This is a genomic window from Streptococcus parapneumoniae, from assembly GCF_037076355.1.
In the GTDB taxonomy this organism is placed as follows: Bacteria; Bacillota; Bacilli; order Lactobacillales; family Streptococcaceae; genus Streptococcus; species Streptococcus parapneumoniae.
The window spans coordinates 859,875-876,078 of record NZ_AP026968.1; the positions used below are offsets into that span (position 1 = coordinate 859,875).

Here is a 16,204-nt window from a genome sequence, read left to right on the forward strand (position 1 = left end):
GTTCTATCCACAACCTCAAAACAGTGTTTTGAGCTGACTTCGTCAGTCTTATCTATCTACAACCTCAAAGCAGTGCTTTGAGCAACCTGCGGCTCGCTTCCTAGTTTGCTTTTTGATTTTCATTGAGTATAACAGATAAGAAAGAGAATGGTTAAGAACGTGCAGGAACCAGTAAAATTATTTCAATACAATACCCTTGGAGCCTTGATGGCTGGCCTTTATGGTGGTACCATGACAGTGGGAGAATTGCTAGAGCATGGTGACCTTGGTTTGGGAACCTTGGACTCTATTGATGGGGAATTGATTGTCTTGGATGGCAAGGCTTATCAGGCCAAAGGATCAGGAGATCAGCCAGAAATTGTGGAAGTATCACCAGATGCCCTTATTCCTTATGCAGCAGTAGTACCACATCAGGCAGAAGTTATTTTCCGCCAGCGCTTTGAGATGACAGACAAGGAATTGGAAGAACGAATCGAGTCTTATTATGACGGGGAAAATCTTTTCCGCTCTATCAAGATTCGGGGGGAATTTTCACATATGCATGTGCGCATGATTCCTAAGTCAACACCAGATACCAAGTTTGCTGAGGTCGCAACCCATCAACCGGAATATAGTCGTGACAATGTGGCGGGGACCATCGTTGGTTTCTGGACGCCAGAGATTTTCCATGGAGTCAGTGTGGCAGGCTATCATCTGCACTTCATCACAGATGATTTGACTTTTGGTGGGCATGTCATGGACTTTGTCATCAAGGAAGGCATTATCGAGGTGGGAGCGGTTGACCAGTTGGACCAACGTTTCCCAGTCCAAGACCGTCAATACTTGTTTGCTAAGTTCAATGTTGACGAGATGAAAAAAGATATTGAAAAGGCGGAATAGGAGAAGAAAATGACCATTCATATTATCATTACCATGGTGCTGTTGCTGGCTTTCTTGATAGGGAGCATTTGGTATGCCAAAAAGAAATACCAGATTAATCTAGCTGTTTTGGGCTTGGGTGCTGTTGCCTTCTTTGTCTCTTCACAGATTTTGGAAAAACTGGTGCATATCTTAGTTTTGCATCCTCAAAGAGACGGTAGTATTGCCCTCTTGCAAGAACAACCGCTTGTCTATATCATCTATGGCCTAGCCATGGCAGCATTTTTTGAGGAAACTGCTCGTCTTGTTTTCTTCAAATGGTTGGAGAAAAAGAGAAGTTTGGAAAAGGCAGATGCCTTGGCTTATGGACTGGGGCATGGTGGCTTGGAATTGATTTTCCTCGGCATCACCAGTTTGCTCAATCTCTATTTCGTGCTTTCGGCGGTTCAAACGCAGAATCCACAGGTCATGCAATTGCTGTCTGAAAATATGTTGAAAACTATTCAGTCGCTATCAGTCTGGCAGATTTATTTGCTTGGTTTTGAGCGAATCTTGGCGCTAGGTTTCCAATTACTCTTGACTGTTTGGGTTTACCAAGCTGTTCGCCAGAAGAAATGGATTTATCTCCTAGCAGCCTATGGCCTACATGCCTTCTTTGACTTAGCACCATCTCTAGTCCAAGTTGGCTGGCTGACCAATCCAGTCTTGGTGGAAGTTGTCCTAGCACTTGAACTTGTTCTGGTTGCCTATGGAACAAAGGCAATCTTTTGCAAAAAATCATAAGAAAAGGGGGAAACCTCTTTTTCTTATGCAAAAACCAAACGAGATTTTTTTATGGTCGTCAAATGTCTCTAAAAATGGTATAATGGAATGAATTTTGTAAAAGGAAGAGTGACATGTCTGTAAGAGAAAAAATGCTTGAAATCTTAGAAGGGATTGATATCCGTTTCAAGGAACCCTTGCATAGCTATAGTTATACCAAAGTAGGTGGAGAGGCCGATTATTTGGTCTTTCCACGAAATCGTTTTGAGTTGGCTCGCGTTGTTAAATTTGCCAATCAAGAAAATATCCCTTGGATGGTTCTTGGGAATGCCAGCAACATCATCGTTCGTGATGGTGGGATTCGTGGATTTGTCATCTTGTGTGACAAGCTCAATAATGTTTCCGTTGATGGCTATACCATTGAAGCAGAAGCTGGGGCTAACTTGATTGAAACAACTCGCATTGCCCTTCGTCATAGCTTGACTGGTTTTGAGTTTGCTTGTGGCATTCCTGGAAGTGTCGGTGGTGCTGTCTTTATGAATGCGGGTGCCTATGGTGGCGAGATTGCCCACATCTTGCAGTCTTGTAAGGTCTTGACCAAGGATGGAGAAATCGAAACCCTGTCTGCCAAAGATTTGGCTTTTGGTTACCGCCACTCAGCCATTCAAGAGTCTGGTGCAGTTGTCTTGTCAGCTAAATTTGCCCTTGCTCCAGGAACCCATCAGGTTATCAAGCAGGAAATGGACCGTTTGACGCACCTACGCGAACTCAAGCAACCTTTAGAATATCCATCTTGTGGTTCGGTCTTTAAGCGTCCAGTCGGGCATTTTGCAGGTCAGTTAATTTCTGAGGCTGGCTTGAAAGGCTATCGTATCGGTGGCGTAGAAGTGTCAGAAAAGCACGCAGGATTTATGATCAATGTTGCAGATGGAACGGCTAAAGACTACGAGGACTTGATTGAGTCTGTGATTGAAAAAGTCAAGGAACACTCTGGCGTTACTCTTGAGAGAGAAGTTCGTATCTTGGGTGAAAGCAAGTAGGAAGTTGTAGCTGAAAAGCTGCTGCTATGTCATGGAAAGGGGGTGAAAGCCTATCGTCAGTGCAGAAGAATGTAGGCAGTTCAATCTCCTACACGAGGTAGTAGTGGCCTGACAGAGCCCTGATCTGTTAATCTATGAAAAAGAAGGAATAAATGACAATTGAAAAAACCAATTATCGAATTCAAAAACGTCTCTAAAGTTTTTGAAGACAGCAACACCAAGGTTCTCAAAGACATTAACTTTGAGTTGGAAGAAGGGAAATTCTACACCCTTCTAGGCGCGTCTGGTTCAGGGAAATCAACTATCCTTAACATCATTGCAGGTTTACTGGATGCGACGACAGGAGATATTTTGCTGGATGGTGTCCGCATCAATGACATCCCAACCAACAAGCGAGACGTCCATACGGTCTTCCAATCCTATGCCTTGTTTCCACATATGAATGTGTTTGAAAATGTTGCCTTTCCGCTCCGCTTGCGCAAGATTGACAAGAAAGAAATCGAGAAACGCGTAGCGGAAGTTCTTAAGATGGTTCAGTTGGAAGGTTACGAAAAACGTTCTATCCGTAAACTTTCTGGAGGACAACGTCAGCGTGTGGCTATTGCCCGTGCCATCATCAACCAACCTCGTGTGGTTTTGTTGGACGAGCCTTTGTCAGCGCTGGACTTGAAATTAAGAACAGATATGCAGTACGAACTGCGTGAACTACAACAACGATTGGGCATTACCTTTGTCTTTGTCACTCACGATCAGGAAGAAGCGCTGGCCATGAGTGACTGGATTTTTGTTATGAATGATGGCGAGATTGTCCAGTCTGGAACACCTGTGGATATCTACGATGAGCCGATTAACCATTTTGTTGCCACCTTTATCGGTGAGTCAAATATCTTGCCAGGAACCATGATTGAGGACTACTTGGTTGAGTTTAACGGCAAACGCTTTGAAGCGGTTGATGGGGGGATGAAGCCAAATGAACCTGTTGAGGTTGTCATTCGTCCAGAGGACTTGCGGATTACCCTTCCTGAAGAAGGCAAGCTCCAAGTTAAGGTGGATACCCAGCTCTTCCGTGGGGTGCACTATGAAATTATCGCCTATGACGAACTTGGAAATGAATGGATGATCCACTCAACTCGTAAGGCCATCGTGGGTGAGGAAATCGGTCTGGACTTTGAACCAGAAGATATTCACATCATGCGTCTCAACGAAACTGAAGAAGAGTTCGATGCTCGTATCGAGGAGTACGTGGAAATCGAAGAGCAAGAAGCAGGTCTGATTAACGCGATCGAGGAGGAAAGAGATGAAGAAAACAAGCTCTAAACTCTTTGTAGTGCCCTACATGCTTTGGATTGCCCTCTTTGTGTTGGCACCCTTGGTCTTGATTTTCGGTCAATCCTTTTTCAACATTGAAGGCCAGTTCAGTTTAGAAAATTATAAGTCATACTTTGCGTCACAAAACTTGACTTATCTCAAAATGAGTTTCAACTCTGTACTCTATGCAGGAATTGTGACCTTTGTGACCCTCCTTATCAGCTATCCAACAGCCCTCTTTTTGACCCGTCTCAAGCACCGTCAACTCTGGCTCATGCTGATTATTCTGCCAACCTGGATCAATTTGCTCCTTAAAGCCTATGCCTTTATCGGAATTTTTGGTCAGAATGGCTCTATTAACCAATTCTTGGAATTTATCGGAATCGGCTCACAACAGTTGCTCTTTACCGATTTCTCCTTTATCTTTGTCGCAAGCTACATCGAGCTTCCCTTTATGATTTTGCCGATTTTCAATGTCTTGGACGATATGGACAACAATCTCATCAATGCCAGCTATGACCTAGGTGCGACCAAGTGGGAGACCTTCCGCCATGTCATCTTCCCTCTATCGATGAACGGTGTGCGAAGTGGAGTTCAGTCGGTCTTTATTCCCAGCTTGAGTCTCTTCATGCTAACACGTTTGATTGGTGGGAATCGCGTTATTACGCTGGGAACGGCTATTGAACAGAATTTCCTAACCAATGACAACTACGGTATGGGTTCAACCATCGGTGTAATTCTCATCTTGACCATGTTCATCACCATGTGGGTGACCAAGGAAAGGAGAGAACGATGAAAAAATTTGCCAATCTATATCTAGGACTGGTCTTTCTTGTCCTCTACCTGCCTATCTTTTACCTGATTGGCTATGCCTTTAATGCAGGAAATGACATGAACAGCTTTACAGGCTTTAGCTTGAGCCATTTTAAAACCATGTTTGGTGATGGTCGCCTTATGCTGATTGTGACTCAGACATTTTTCTTGGCCTTCCTATCAGCCTTGATTGCGACTGTTATTGGGACTTTTGGTGCCATTTACATCTACCAGTCTCGTAAGAAATACCAAGAAGCCTTTCTGTCACTCAATAATATCCTCATGGTTGCTCCTGATGTTATGATTGGTGCCAGCTTCTTGATTCTTTTTACTCAACTCAAGTTTTCACTTGGCTTTTTGACTGTTCTATCTAGTCACGTGGCCTTTTCCATCCCTATCGTGGTCTTGATGGTCTTGCCTCGTCTCAAGGAAATGAACGGTGACATGATTCATGCGGCCTATGACCTTGGTGCCAGTCAATTTCAGATGTTCAAGGAAATCATGCTTCCTTACCTGACTCCGTCTATCATTGCAGGTTATTTCATGGCTTTCACCTATTCGCTAGATGACTTTGCTGTGACCTTCTTTGTGACGGGAAATGGCTTTTCAACCCTATCAGTCGAGATTTACTCTCGTGCCCGTAAGGGGATTTCGCTAGAAATCAATGCCCTGTCTGCCCTTGTCTTTCTCTTTAGTATTATCCTAGTGGTTGGATATTACTTTATCTCACGTGAGAAGGAGGAGCAAGCATGAAAAAACTCTATTCATTTTTAGCAGGAATTTTAGCGATTATCCTTGTCTTATGGGGAATTGCGACGCATTTAGACAGTAAAATCAATAGCCGAGATAGTCAAAAATTGGTTATCTACAACTGGGGTGACTATATCGATCCTGAACTCTTGACTCAGTTTACAGAAGAAACAGGAATCCAAGTCCAGTATGAGACCTTTGACTCCAACGAAGCCATGTATACTAAGATCAAGCAGGGTGGAACGACCTACGATATTGCCATCCCAAGTGAATACATGATTAACAAGATGAAGGACGAAGATCTCTTGGTGCCGCTTGATTATTCAAAACTTGAAGGTCTTGAAAATATCGGACCAGAGTTCCTCAACCAGTCCTTTGACCTAGGCAATAAATTCTCCATTCCTTATTTCTGGGGAACACTGGGAATTGTCTACAATGAAACCATGGTAGAGGAAGCGCCTGAGCATTGGGATGATCTCTGGAAGCCAGAGTATAAGAACTCCATCATGCTCTTTGATGGGGCGCGTGAGGTGCTGGGACTTGGGCTCAATTCCCTTGGCTACAGCCTCAACTCCAAGGATAGCCAGCAGTTGGAAGAAACAGTGGACAAGCTCTACAAGCTGACTCCCAATATCAAGGCTATTGTGGCGGACGAGATGAAGGGCTACATGATTCAGAATAACGCTGCTATCGGCGTGACCTTCTCTGGTGAAGCTAGCCAAATGCTGGAGAAAAATGAAAATCTACGCTATGTGGTTCCGACCGAGGCCAGCAACCTTTGGTTTGACAATATGGTTATACCAAAAACAGTCAAAAACCAAGATGCAGCCTATGCCTTTATTAACTTTATGTTGAAACCTGAAAATGCTCTCAAAAATGCGGAGTATGTTGGCTATTCAACACCAAACCTACCAGCTAAGGAATTGCTCCCAGAGGAGAAAAAAGAAGATAAAGCCTTCTATCCAGATACTGAAACCATGAAACACCTAGAAGTTTATGAAAAATTTGATCATAAATGGACAGGCAAATATAGCGACCTCTTCCTACAGTTTAAAATGTATCGGAAGTAGAGTTAGCAGTCACGAAACGAATCAGTCAAGCTGGTTCGTTTTTTTATAGAAGAAAAATTTTACAGCCCTATCTTTTTCAACTCTAGTTGCTTATTTGCTTGCCTAGTAGTATACTAAGCTTAACCTTACAGAAAGCGGTAACAAATAATGGAAGTGTCTACTTTTTTCAAAAAAGTTTCTGGCCAACCTTTTTGACTGTTCAGCAAACTGTTATACTATTACATTTAAAAGATGGTTTGGATCGACAATACCTAACAACTGAGTCCATATATTGGGTGATAGGCACCTTTATATTTGTAAATATTTTAGTGGCTGTGTTTAGTAATATGAAAATTGGTGATAAAGAAAAGTAATAGCAGTAAGAATAATATATCATGAAAAAGTAATCAGAGATGTAGGGAATTGCTCTGATTCAACGGAGATCATTTCCAGTTGACGTAAGCTTAAAAAAACGTTATAATAAGAAAGTTGAGAATTGATTTTCTCTTGTCTTAGTCCAGAGAAATGGCGGTGCTGCGAGCCATCTAAGCTAGAAAGTCATGCTACTCAATTTAACAATTGCATAAGAACAAGAGAATGACAAGTTCATTGAATGAAGGTGGTACCGCGGTTTTTCGCCCTTCGTGATATGAACTTGTCTTTTGATTTTTGGAGGTGTTGATGAAAACATTTCTTGTCAAACAAAAGTTTCGTCTTGGAGGCGAACGCTTCGCTATCAAGGATGACAGGGGAGAAATTGCCTATCAGGTAGAGGGATCATTTTTTAAGATTCCCAAAACTTTTACCATCTATGATGATAATGGTGAACAGGTCAGTCAGATTAGTAAAGAAATCTTGACCTTGCTACCTCGTTTTGAGATTCATCTTCGGGATGGCTCGAGTTTTGTCATTCGCAAGAAGTTGACCTTCTGGCGAGATAAGTATGAGTTTGATAATCTAGGTCTTCGTATCGAAGGCAATATCTGGGATTTGAATTTCAAATTGCTGGATGATCGCGATCAGCTGATTGCAGAAATTAAGAAGGAACTCTTCCATCTGACCTCTACCTATACCGTAACGGTTCTGGAGGACGCTTATGCAGATCTAGTTATTTCCCTCTGTGTAGCGATTGACTATGTGGAAATGCTGGAAAGCCAATCACATTAAACAAGTAAATAAGGAGACAATATGAAACAACTATCTAGTGCACAAGTACGCCAAATGTGGCTTGACTTCTGGGCGACCAAAGGTCACTCTGTAGAACCATCAGTGAGTTTGGTTCCTGTAAATGACCCAACACTTTTGTGGATCAACTCTGGGGTAGCAACGCTTAAGAAATACTTTGATGGGACTATTATCCCAGAAAATCCACGTATTACCAATGCGCAAAAAGCTATCCGTACCAACGACATTGAAAACGTAGGGAAGACTGCACGTCACCATACTATGTTTGAAATGTTGGGGAACTTCTCTATCGGTGATTACTTCCGTGACGAAGCAATCACTTGGGCTTATGAGCTTTTGACCAGCCCTGAGTGGTTTGACTTCCCAGCTGAAAAACTTTACATGACCTACTATCCAGATGATAAAGATTCTTACAACCGCTGGATTGAAGTGGGAGTGGATCCAAGTCACTTGATTCCAATCGAGGACAACTTCTGGGAAATCGGTGCGGGACCTTCTGGACCAGATACAGAGATTTTCTTTGACCGTGGAGAAGCCTTTGACCCAGAAAATATAGGTCTTCGTCTTCTTGCAGAAGATATCGAAAACGACCGTTACATCGAAATCTGGAACATTGTTTTGTCACAATTTAACGCTGATCCTGCTGTTCCTCGTAGCGAATACAAGGAATTGCCACACAAGAACATTGATACGGGCGCTGGTTTAGAGCGTTTGGTGGCAGTTATCCAAGGGGCTAAGACTAACTTTGAAACAGACCTCTTCATGCCGATCATTCGTGAAGTGGAGAAATTGTCTGGTAAGGTCTATGACCAAGATGGCGATAACATGAGCTTCAAGGTCATCGCAGACCACATCCGTTCACTTTCATTTGCCATCGGTGATGGTGCCCTTCCAGGAAATGAAGGTCGTGGTTACGTCCTTCGTCGTCTTCTCCGTCGTGCTTCTATGCATGGTCAAAAATTGGGAATCAACGAGCCTTTCCTTTACAAACTCGTTCCAACCGTTGGAAAAATCATGGAAAGCTACTACCCAGAAGTACTTGAAAAACGTGACTTTATTGAAAAAATCGTTAAGAGCGAAGAAGAATCATTTGCACGTACCCTTCACTCAGGTCAACACTTTGCCCAAGGCATTGTAGCTGACTTGAAAGAAAAAGGTCAATCTGTCATTGCTGGTTCAGATGTATTTAAACTTTATGATACTTATGGATTCCCAGTTGAATTGACTGAAGAAATCGCTGAAGAATCTGGTATGACTGTGGACCGTGAAGGATTTGAAGCAGCCATGAAAGAACAGCAAGAACGTGCGCGTGCATCAGCTGTCAAGGGTGGCTCAATGGGTATGCAAAATGAAACCCTTCAAAACATCACTGTAGAAAGTGTCTTCAACTACAATGCTAGCCAATTGTCTTCTAAATTGGTGGCTATCGTGGCTGACAATGCAGAAGTAGAAGCTGTGTCAAAAGGAACTGCCTCACTTATCTTTGCGGAAACGCCATTCTACGCTGAAATGGGTGGACAGGTAGCTGACCACGGACAAATCTTGGATGAGTCAGGTAAGGTCGTAGCTACTGTGACAAATGTTCAAAAAGCACCAAACGGACAAGCTCTTCACACTGTTGAAGTCCTTGCACCGCTTGCCTTAAACCAAGAATATACCTTGGCAATCGATACCAATCGTCGTCACCGTGTTATGAAAAACCACACTGCGACTCACTTGCTTCACGCTGCTCTTCACAACATCCTTGGAAATCACGCAACACAAGCAGGATCTCTTAACGAAGTTGAATTCCTTCGCTTTGACTTTACCCACTTCCAAGCAGTAACTGCTGAAGAATTGCGTGCGATTGAGCAGCAAGTTAACGAGAAAATTTGGGAAGCACTTGAAGTTAAGACAGTTGAAACGGATATTGATACTGCCAAGGAAATGGGAGCTATGGCCCTCTTTGGTGAGAAATACGGCAAGGAAGTCCGTGTTGTTACTATCGGTGACTACTCTATCGAGCTTTGTGGTGGTACCCACGTTGGTAACACTTCTGAAATTGGCCTCTTCAAGATTGTCAAAGAAGAAGGGATTGGATCAGGAACTCGCCGTATCTTGGCAGTGACTGGTAAGGAAGCCTTTGAAGCCTACCGTGAACAAGAAGACGCTCTTAAAGCTGTCGCAGCAACCTTGAAAGCACCACAAGTCAAGGAAGTACCTCACAAGGTAGAAGGACTTCAAGAACAACTTCGTCAACTTCAAAAAGAAAATGCTGAATTGAAAGAAAAAGCCGCAGCGGCTGCTGCAGGCGATATCTTCAAGGATGTGAAGGAAGTCAATGGTCACCGTTACATTGCTAGTCAAGTTTCTGTATCAGATGCTGGTGCCCTTCGTACATTTGCAGATAATTGGAAACAAAAAGACTACTCTGATCTTCTTGTCCTAGTTGCCGCTATCGGTGACAAAGTCAATGTCCTTGTAGCAAGCAAGACAAAAGACCTTCATGCAGGAAACCTTGTCAAAGAATTAGCACCAATCGTCGATGGACGTGGTGGTGGTAAACCAGACATGGCCATGGCAGGAGGAAGCAACCAAGCTAAAATCCAAGAATTGTTGGATGCCGTAGCAGGTAAATTGTAAACTCGATTATTAATTCTTTGATAATTTTAAAAATTAAGAGTTGAAAAGATATTGTTAAGAGAGTATTCTTATGAAAAGAAAAATTTATGTTGCTTTAAGTATATTTTTTGGTATGGGAACAATTGGATTTATATTTGATTCCAAAAAAATTATTGACCAACTAGGCTTCCAACAATTTATATCTCAAATTATTTTTAGTTCCGTATTTACTTTCCTTTTCTATTGGTTGTATATTAAAGATAGTAAAAAAGCTATAGCTGTTAATAGTAACAGAGATACAATAAATAAACCGATAGATGAAATATACTCATCGACCTCATCGATTGAAATACCAATAAGTGTAATAGAAGAAGAGCGCAATAAAATAAAATTAAATAAATTCAAAAGAAAAAATAATGAAATTATCAAGTTTATTGTTGCATTCTTTATTCCTTGGATTGGTTGGATTTATTTAATTTATAGGCTTGTTCGTTATAATATGAAAAAACATTACTTTTTAAGTGATGAATTTATTCGGAATAAAATACAAATCGATTCTTTTGTTACAGAATATAATGAAATAGCTAAATATGTTGAGAAGTTTGATGAGGTAAGCTTACAATCTATAAGTTTTGATAAATATAAGTATGCTCATGTAGCTAAAGGACAAAATACAAGTTTGTATAATATTCAACGTGATAGGAACGTTATTGATTATCAATCTAAATATGTTTATAATGCTTCACTACAAGTTGTTAGAAATGCAGAGTTAGAACCTTTTAAGTATTTATGTAAGTATTTTGATTTTAAGCCTAACGAAGAAAATCTACAGCGTATTCAAGAAATTGGTGAACAAGTATCACGATTTCTTAATGCTAAAGAGAATCTTGATAATAGATTGGCAAGAATTTTAAATAGTTTAAATCCTCCACAGTTTATTTTAAAGTATTATAAAGAAGAATTTTTATATTATATAAACATTGAAGTTCCCCAAATTAATTTTAATTTTCCTACCTATACTTTTCAATATGTTAGTGCAGGTGGTAATTCTAGTCAAGTTACTTCAATTACACTAAATGAGGAAATAATTGAATTATTAATTACTTATATGGATGAGCAAGTTAAGTATAAGAAAAGTGCTAAAGCTCAACGTGCATTAATGACTAAAAAATTACGTGAGTATGTCAAAGAAAGGGACTGTTATACTTGCCAATATTGCGGAGCATCTACTGCTCAACAAGATTTATTATTGCTAGAAGTGGACCATATTATTCCAGTTTCAAAGGGTGGAATGTCTACGGAAAGTAATTTACAAACATTATGTTGGAAATGTAATAGAACAAAATCAGATAAAGTTCTATAGATTTAGATGAAAATTGTAATGTTTGAGAACAGGATGTGTCAATTAGTGATATAATTTTTACAAAAATATAGGTGTTCAAAGATCTATCCATTTGGGTAGGTCTTTTTGTGAATACAAAAAAGCCAAATCTGATTGGATCTGGCTTGAATATTATGAACTATTAAATAGTATTGGCTGCCCAGACACTTACCGAAGCAGCTGAGACAGGGAATTGTCCATAACCTTCCTCATCAATTGTAACTTGACCTTGGTGGTTTCCAAGTAAGTCTATGAAAGTTTGGTTAGCCCATTCTTGGCCGACAAACATAGACTTGCTGTTTTCTTGGTCATTTGAGATAAGGACTGCGATTGGGGATTGATTTTCATCACCTGAACGTACCCAACCGATACAGTTAGGATCATCAAAGTAGTCTGTTTGCTCTCCGTAGGCCAAATCTTTTCGGATGGTTAGGAGGCGGTCAAGGACTTCTTTGAAATCTTCTTGAGCATATTGCCCTGAAATCCCATAGTAGTCTCCGTAAAAGACACATGGAAGGCCATTTTGGCGTAATAGAATGAGGGCATAGGCTGCTGGTTTGAACCATTCTTCAACAGTAGACTCAAGAGCCTGTCCTCGTTGGGTATCATGGTTGTCGACAAAGGTTACAGCCTTGTCGGGCTTGAGTTCAACCAAGCTATCTGTAAAAATACCACGAAGGTCGTAGTTGGAACCAGCTCGGCTAGCATCAAAGAGATTCTGGTGGAGACGAACATCGACAAGGTCAAAGCGTTCTTCTGTTTTTTCAAGATAATCTAGATTGGCTTCCTTATCGGGATTCCAAAATTCACCAAAAACATAGAAATCCTCACCGTATTTTTCCTTCATATCGCGGATGAAATTGCGCATGAAGAAAGAGTCGATGTGCTTGACGGCATCCAAGCGGAAACCAGCTACACCAGTCGTTTCCATGAACCAATCAGCCCAGTCATAGATATTTTGGATGACTTTAGGATGCTTAAAGTCTAGGTCGGCATACATGAGGTAGTCGTAGTTTCCGTTTTCATTATCAACCAATTCCTCGTTGGCCCAACCCTTGTTGTCTCCTTGGATCAGATAAATGCCAGACTTACGGCGTTTTGCATCGTAGTCTGTACCTGTGAAGTGGTACCAGTGCCAGTGGAAGTCATTGTAAGTATCTTGGCGACCATCGAAGGTAAAGCTAGTCCAGCCATTGATGGTGAAGGGTTCTCCGAGTTCAACTGTACGGTCTACAGGGTCCACTTCGATGACCTGAAAGGCTTCCCTGTGATCGGCTGCAGCCTTGTGGTTGAGTACCACATCGGCCATAGGCTGGATTCCCTGTGCTTTTAGAGTTTGAATGGCTTGAAGATAGTCTTCTTTAAAACCATACTTGGTGCGGACAGTACCTTTTTGGTTAAACTCGCCTAGGTCGAATAAGTCATAGACCCCATAACCTACATCTTTTTCATTGGTGGCTTTGAAAGCTGGTGGCATCCAGACATGACTGATACCGAGATCAGCTAGGTGTGGAGCATCTTCAGCCAGACGCGTCCAGTGCTGACCGTCGTGGGGCAGATACCATTCAAAGTATTGCATGAGTGTTTGATTTTGCATGATGTTTCCTCTTACTTGTCAATCTTGTTCTTTATTCTATCATAAAGTATCTCTCGGCGCAAACGTTTGCGTAAGAATAGAAGGAAACTATTGTATCTACTTAAAATAAAGTGTTGATTTTTTTGTATCAAAGTGCTAGTATAATAGTATGTAATATAGATAAAGATAGGAGTCATCCCATGATTGAATTTCAAAATGTTAGTAAGTTGTATGGTGATAAAGAGGCCTTGAACAATCTCAATTTGCAGATTAAAAATGGGGAGATTATGGGCTTGATTGGCCATAATGGTGCTGGGAAATCGACCACTATAAAATCCCTAGTCAGTATCATTTCGCCCAGCAGTGGTCATATTTTAGTAGACGGTCAGGAGTTATCGGAAAATCGCTTGGCTATTAAACGAAAGATTGGCTACGTAGCAGACTCGCCTGACTTATTTTTACGCTTAACGGCCAATGAATTTTGGGAATTACTTGCTTCATCCTATGATCTGACTAGCTCTGACTTGGAGGCTAATCTAGCTAGGCTATTGAACGTTTTTGATTTTGCTGAAAATCGCTATCAGGTTATTGAAACCCTTTCTCACGGAATGCGTCAAAAAGTCTTTGTCATTGGGGCACTCTTGTCTGATCCTGATATTTGGGTCTTGGACGAACCCTTGACAGGTTTGGATCCCCAGGCTGCCTTTGATTTGAAGCAAATGATGAAGGAACATGCACAAAAAGGCAAGACGGTCTTGTTTTCAACTCATGTCCTAGAGGTAGCTGAGCAAGTCTGTGATCGGATTGCCATTTTGAAAAAGGGGCATTTGATTTATTGTGGTAAGGTAGAGGACTTGAGAAAAGACCACCCAGACCAGTCTTTGGAAAGTATCTATCTTAGCCTTGCCGGTAGAAAAGAGGAGGTTTCAGATGCGTCTCAAGGTCATTAAAAAATTAGTTGATATCAATATCCTCTATTCATCTCAAGAAGCTAATCTGGCTAACCTACGAAAGAAGCAAGCTAAGAATCCTGAGAAAAAAGTAAATGTTTCCGCTAGAGTCCTAAGTTCTTACATTTTTTCTAGTATCTTGATGCTTTTCATGTTTATAAATATAGCCTTTCGTTTTCCTTTTGAGGAAATACCAAGTTTTTTTAGTAGCATGGTTGCTATTTTACTGGTGCTTGCCTTTTCAACTTCTTTCACTGCATTTTACAATGTCTTTTATGAGAGTAAGGACTTGGCATCGTATAGGCCCTATGCCTTTAAAGAATCAGAGATTATAATTGCTAAAGGACTGTCTGTTCTCTTGCCAGCTCTAGCTGGAATTGTACCAATCCTAGCTTATTTTCTAGTCCTCTATATTAGGCTAGCTCCTTCTCTTTGGCTGGGCTTGCCTTTGATGCTGCTGTCCTTGGCCTTATTATTTGTCTCTGTTACTTTAGTGATGGTAGTGGCAGTACATTTCTTGGCTCAGACTACGGTCTTCAGAAAGTATCAGTCTATTTTTTCGAATGTGATGATTGGGATAGGGGTTCTCATACCTTTAATATTTGTCCTCTTTCTACAGTCGACTTTTGGAAGTATTGTTGACAAAGTTAGAGACATTCCATTTCTCCTTTATCCTCTTCATATCTTTTACAAAATAGCAGTGGAGCCTTTTTCGACAGAAGCCATACTGGGTCTGTTAGCTTGGATAGCTTTAACTGTTTTCTTGCTTTACCTGACCAAAAAGAAGGTTCTTCCTCATTTTTATGACGTGATTCTGCTTAACAGTGAGGAGAAGGTCAAGAAAGAACGTCGCAATAAGGAGAGAATTTCAACTACTAATAAAAAAGGCTTTTTCCGTATGGTTTTACGCTACCACCTCACCCTCTTGGGACAGGGAACTGGCGTGATTACAGTGCTTTTTACAAGTGCTTTTCTTCCTTATCTCATGATGATCGGTCTGATTTCCAAAATTCGAGATTCTCAGATAGTTCCAGATATTCATCCTCCATACTGGTTACCCTTGTTTTTTGTAGGAGTGTTTATAGCAGTTGTCAATAACAATATCACCAGCCTGCATTCAATTGCCTTGTCCTTGGAGAGGGAAAATGTTGATTTTCTTAAGAGTTTACCCTTTGACTTTGCTCGTTATGTGAAAGTGAAATTTTGGATTATATTTGCTGTCCAGTCCTTTTTACCAGTTCTGACTTTACTTGGCCTTTCTCTATATCTAGGCTTGCCCATCCTTTCGATGATTTACCTTCTTGTGGCATGGATCCTTGCCAGTGTCATCCTTTCTTGCCACAATTACTTTAAGGACGTGAAAAATCTGTCAACCAATTGGAGTAGCATTACGGACTTGGTGAACCGTTCAAATCGTATAGTAGCAATAGTTTTGATTTTTATTTATAGTGCAATCTTAATGGCCCTTGTAATAGGGAGCTTATTCTTGGTTCGGTCTCTCGCCCCTGTCCTTGCCATCAGCTTGGGAGTAGGAGTTCTTATCCTCTTGCTTGCTCTTGCTATTTTTGGCTATCATTACTACCTGTCACGCATATTGACAGAAATAGAAAAAAGATGAGCTAGTTGGTCGCCTGCTTGATAAATTCAATTCGACAAACGCTTTTATAGTTTGTTAGAACGTAGTTGTAAATGATTAAGATTGGTAATCAAAAATATGGGGAGGAATGTCATGAATAAGAAATATAATATAGTTCTATTATTGTTGTTTATAGTTTATTTATTGGGATATTTTTCAATTTCAAAAACTTTCATTCCTATAATGTGTGTGATCCAAGTATTTTTGATAGAACATATATTTAAAGTTCGAAATAGAATGATGCAGATAGGTGAAATTATAATTATTGTTGCTTCTATAATATTATTTATTGATA

14 protein-coding genes are annotated in these 16,204 nt (G+C 40.8%); 13 read left to right on the top strand and 1 reads right to left on the bottom strand.

The genetic code is table 11. From position 1 onward, the window contains the following. The first annotated feature begins 147 nt into the window (after positions 1-147). The 11 genes from budA (at position 148) to SP4011_RS04500 (ending at position 11,729) form a co-directional block, all read left to right on the top strand. Positions 148-879, top strand: a complete 732-nt coding sequence (budA, locus tag SP4011_RS04450; RefSeq protein WP_338620068.1) for an acetolactate decarboxylase — start codon at positions 148-150, stop codon at positions 877-879. 9 nt (positions 880-888) lie between these two features. Then, positions 889-1,641, top strand: a complete 753-nt coding sequence (locus SP4011_RS04455; protein WP_338620070.1) for a YhfC family intramembrane metalloprotease — start codon at positions 889-891, stop codon at positions 1,639-1,641. A gap of 113 nt (positions 1,642-1,754) precedes the next feature. Next, complete coding sequence (gene murB, locus SP4011_RS04460) at positions 1,755-2,660, top strand: UDP-N-acetylmuramate dehydrogenase (RefSeq protein ID WP_000116176.1); 906 nt, start codon at positions 1,755-1,757, stop codon at positions 2,658-2,660. 159 nt (positions 2,661-2,819) lie between these two features. Then, on the top strand, positions 2,820-3,977 hold the full coding sequence (locus SP4011_RS04465) for an ABC transporter ATP-binding protein (RefSeq protein WP_000742895.1): 1,158 nt from the start codon (positions 2,820-2,822) through the stop codon (positions 3,975-3,977). Next, entirely contained in the window at positions 3,958-4,764 is an 807-nt protein-coding gene (locus tag SP4011_RS04470) for an ABC transporter permease (protein WP_000753801.1), read from the top strand. Before SP4011_RS04465 ends, SP4011_RS04470 begins: the two co-directional genes overlap by 20 nt. Continuing rightward, positions 4,761-5,534 carry an ABC transporter permease subunit gene (locus SP4011_RS04475; protein WP_173253875.1) on the top strand — a complete coding sequence of 258 codons (774 nt, stop codon included), beginning with the start codon at positions 4,761-4,763 and terminating at the stop codon, positions 5,532-5,534. Before SP4011_RS04470 ends, SP4011_RS04475 begins: the two co-directional genes overlap by 4 nt. Further along, a complete protein-coding gene (locus SP4011_RS04480; RefSeq protein ID WP_338620074.1) occupies positions 5,531-6,601 on the top strand; it encodes an ABC transporter substrate-binding protein in 1,071 nt (356 codons plus the stop codon). The genes SP4011_RS04475 and SP4011_RS04480 overlap by 4 nt, the downstream gene beginning before the upstream one ends. Before the next feature lie 110 nt (positions 6,602-6,711). Next, on the top strand, positions 6,712-6,954 hold the full coding sequence (locus SP4011_RS04485) for a hypothetical protein (RefSeq protein ID WP_338620403.1): 243 nt from the start codon (positions 6,712-6,714) through the stop codon (positions 6,952-6,954). Between the two features lie 307 nt (positions 6,955-7,261). Then, the gene (locus SP4011_RS04490; protein WP_000847068.1) at positions 7,262-7,747 is read left to right on the top strand and encodes an LURP-one-related/scramblase family protein; all 486 of its coding nucleotides are present in this window, start codon (positions 7,262-7,264) and stop codon (positions 7,745-7,747) included. Positions 7,748-7,768: 21 nt separating this feature from the next. Further along, positions 7,769-10,387, top strand: a complete 2,619-nt coding sequence (alaS, locus tag SP4011_RS04495) for an alanine--tRNA ligase (protein ID WP_338620075.1) — start codon at positions 7,769-7,771, stop codon at positions 10,385-10,387. Positions 10,388-10,457: 70 nt separating this feature from the next. Further along, positions 10,458-11,729: an HNH endonuclease gene (locus tag SP4011_RS04500; RefSeq protein WP_112444105.1), complete on the top strand. Its 1,272-nt coding sequence runs from the start codon at positions 10,458-10,460 to the stop codon at positions 11,727-11,729. A 160-nt stretch (positions 11,730-11,889) separates the two neighbouring features. Here SP4011_RS04500 and SP4011_RS04505 read toward each other — a convergent pair whose 3' ends face one another. After that, positions 11,890-13,344: an alpha-amylase gene (locus SP4011_RS04505; protein ID WP_338620076.1), complete on the bottom strand. Its 1,455-nt coding sequence runs from the start codon at positions 13,342-13,344 to the stop codon at positions 11,890-11,892. 179 nt (positions 13,345-13,523) lie between these two features. On the opposite strand from SP4011_RS04505, the gene SP4011_RS04510 reads away from it, so the two are divergent. Both SP4011_RS04510 and SP4011_RS04515 read left to right on the top strand, forming a co-directional pair. Next, on the top strand, positions 13,524-14,273 hold the full coding sequence (locus SP4011_RS04510) for an ABC transporter ATP-binding protein (protein WP_338620077.1): 750 nt from the start codon (positions 13,524-13,526) through the stop codon (positions 14,271-14,273). After that, positions 14,254-15,891 (top strand): hypothetical protein, encoded by a 1,638-nt coding sequence (locus SP4011_RS04515; RefSeq protein WP_338620078.1) that lies wholly within the window; start codon positions 14,254-14,256, stop codon positions 15,889-15,891. Before SP4011_RS04510 ends, SP4011_RS04515 begins: the two co-directional genes overlap by 20 nt. Positions 15,892-16,204 lie beyond the last annotated feature (313 nt).